Here is a 3,195-nt window from a genome sequence, read left to right as displayed (position 1 = left end):
AACAATACCCTGTGGCTGTCCTATATCCTGCAAACACCTGACCTGAAAATATACATGGGAGGGGACAGTGGTTATGATACGCATTTTGCCGAAATCGGTGAGAAATTCGGGGGATTTGACCTGGCAATTCTTGACAATGGCCAATATAATGTAGCCTGGCAGGCAGTACATATGCTGCCGGACGAAGTATTAAAAGTGGCAAAAGAGCTAAATGCCAAACGCATATTTCCTGTCCATTCTTCAAAATTTGTAATGGCATATCACCCCTGGGACGAACCCTTGATAAAAATCACGGAACTGAATGAAGGAAACATACCTTTGGTAACACCAATTATCGGGGAAATTGTAAATTTGAATGATAACGATCAGCAATTTAAACAATGGTGGACTGGTGTAGAGTGAAAGACAACGACAAACAGTGGGTAACCTCAGGCTTCTTATCAGGTAATGTTTAAGAAGGAATGGTTCCCGAAAAATGCTATATGGGCAAAGATCCTTTCGATTTTGACGATGGTATAATGTCTTGTTTGCACTAGAACAAGTTAGTATAATTGAGAAGGATTTTATAAAATCAACTGGAGTTTTTTATATTTACCTACTACTACCTCTAAAATTCCTTTGTTTCTTTAAAAAAACAGAAAGCTGGTTGGATTTTGAACTAATATGAATAATTTCGCAATGATGCAATATGCATTTTGTAAGTTGCAAACAGCGAATTAATCACCACTTTCTATAAATGTCCGGATTTAATTTATTGCTTCTCATAATATCCTCTTTTTATACTTTGTTATCTTTTATTTATCTCATTAAAAATAATGGATTCCGATATCAAGAAAAGTTACTGGCTCTAACTTTGTTGATCTATTCCTTATTTTTTATGTCTAGGATTATTTGGTTTGATTTTGGTTTAATTTCAACGAATATTTATTTCCTCGGTATATTTAGTCCGATAATGTTTTTGCCGGCGCCATTGTTTTATTTGGCAGTAAGGAACATCAGTAAGGGGACTAATGAATTTTATAAAAGAGACTTTATACATTTTCTTCCTGCATTGTTGAGTTTATTGGATTTATTACCCTTTTACTTGTTTTCCATCGAAGAAAAGGAGCAAATAGTAAAATTGATTTTGAGTTCACCCGCAAAAATTAATTTCTATATAACTGGAATAATACCTAGTATTTATGTTTTTTCAACAAGATTGGTTTTGACTATAATTTATTTTGTATTTTCTCTTTATTATTTTTTGAAGTCTAAACGAATCAGGTTACTTGAGCATGATGGATATAAAAAATGGCTTTATTCTACACTGATCTTTATTTTTACTTTGAAGGTTTTGATGATTTTATTATCATTTTCATCTTATTTTATTCAGTTGTCAAATCAAGAATTTCCAAAAGTTCGAAAAACATTGATAGTTTCGATTTTGGTCATTATTTCTATCTATATTTTCAGTATATATTCCACACTCAATTTTAGTTTCATAAAGAATACTCAAAAAAAATCTCTAAAGAAAAAAAATAAACCTTCTGTTAAATCAAGTTCCACCCTGGAAGTTGATCCTATTCCTATTTCATCAGAAGAGTTTGAGAGTCAAACCAAATTAAAGGAATTGATAGAAACTGATTTGATTTATTTGAATAACAGTATTTCGGCAAAAGAGTTAGCTAAATTATTAAAGATTAATGCAAGAGAATTACCGGCTCTTCTACAAAGTGTATATGGGTGTACTTTTAAAGATTTAATAAATCGGCTTCGTGTAAAATTTGCTGTAAAAAAAATTGATGATAATTTTCTGGATACGCAAACCATAGAAGCATTAGGTCAGGTTTCTGGGTTCAATTCTCGAATTACTTTTTTCAATGCTTTCAAAAAAGAAAAAGGTTGTAGTCCGAATGAATACTGGAAGAGATATCAAGATGGGGAGGGGATGGAGTATTTGTAGATTAAAAAATCTCTTGTAGAAATCAAGATTTTAATTCGGGAAAAATGTAAATTGTTTTCTTTCATTTAAAGTTAAAAAAAGCAAAACCTCCACTCAGTTGCCGATGATTTAGAGTATTTCAAATGTTGTTTTTTTGCTCAATTCTTTAACAATTCGATGAGATAATTATCTGGATTTTTATTTGGGCATGATTTAAACTTATTTTCTTTTTTAGACTTCAATTTTCACTATACCTATTTTGTATTTCATTTTGCCAGAAATGGACTTCTCTGACTATGTGTTTCAAAAACCGTTTTTGAAACATGCATAAGTTGAAAGTGCGTAGGGAAATGGTGTGATTTACGGAAATTAAGTACAAAATTTATACAGTGTCAAGAACATGTTGAATTTTGAAATCAATCATTCCATCACTATCAGATTGCCAAATTATCCCAAAACTTATATAAAGTAAAATGAAGAAAAATCTACTCTTGCTTACGCTGTTATTTTTTATTCCATATTTGATTCAAGCTCAAGTTGGGATAGGAACAGAGAATCCACATGTTTCGGCAGCATTAGAAATTGAATCAAACAATAAGGGGCTATTAATTTCCCGGATGACTTCTGTTCAGAGAGAAGCAATTCAAAATCCAGCTACTGCTTTATTGATTTTTCAAACAGACGGTGACGTCGGCTTTTATTACTATGAGGGAAATTCATGGATATTGTTGAAGAATATTTCGCAAATGAATGCAGATTGGAATGCTACTGATGGTTGGGCTGAAATTTTAAATAAACCACAGATCTCTAAAGCAGGACTTTCAGGAGAATTTAATGACTTGAATAATATTCCTGAAATAGTTTTTACTTCAGACACTTCAAAAATGTTGATGCCATATTTAACGCTGTCTAAAATTCAACCAACTCTTGATTTGAAAACGGATAGATCAACTTTTGAAGCTGAGATCATAAAAACAAATCAAGTGGTAGCAATAAATTCAGACAACATCACTTTGAACAAAGGAGAGATTGATGCTTTGAAGATCGTGACGGATGAAAACAAGTCAGATATCTTGGCGAATACATCTGAGATCCAGACGAACGCCAGTAACATTCAAACCAATACTGCCAACATTTCCCAAAACACCACAGACATTTCCACTTTGGAAACTTCTGTTTCTGAGAATATATTGGATATCAAAACCAATTCAGACAACATCACTTTGAGCAAAGGAGAGATTGATGCTTTGAAGATCGTGACGGATGAAAACAAA

At 32.3% G+C, this 3,195-nt stretch carries 2 protein-coding genes and 1 pseudogene; all 3 read left to right on the top strand.

All coding sequences use genetic code 11. The annotated features are described in order from the left end of the window. A partial coding sequence (locus tag ACFSKL_RS12025; protein WP_376886483.1) for an MBL fold metallo-hydrolase occupies window positions 1-402 on the top strand: 402 nt, incomplete at its 5' end. A 475-nt stretch (window positions 403-877) separates the two neighbouring features. Beyond that, a complete protein-coding gene (locus tag ACFSKL_RS12020; RefSeq protein WP_376886482.1) occupies window positions 878-1,942 on the top strand; it encodes a helix-turn-helix domain-containing protein in 1,065 nt (354 codons plus the stop codon). Between the two features lie 452 nt (window positions 1,943-2,394). Next, window positions 2,395-3,195: pseudogene (locus ACFSKL_RS12015) on the top strand (hypothetical protein); the annotation flags it as partial.

Source organism: Belliella marina (assembly GCF_042682445.1).
GTDB classification, from domain to species: Bacteria; Bacteroidota; Bacteroidia; order Cytophagales; family Cyclobacteriaceae; genus Belliella; species Belliella marina.
The sequence above is the reverse complement of the archived record's forward strand: the minus strand, read 5'-3'. Positions and strand labels throughout refer to the sequence as shown.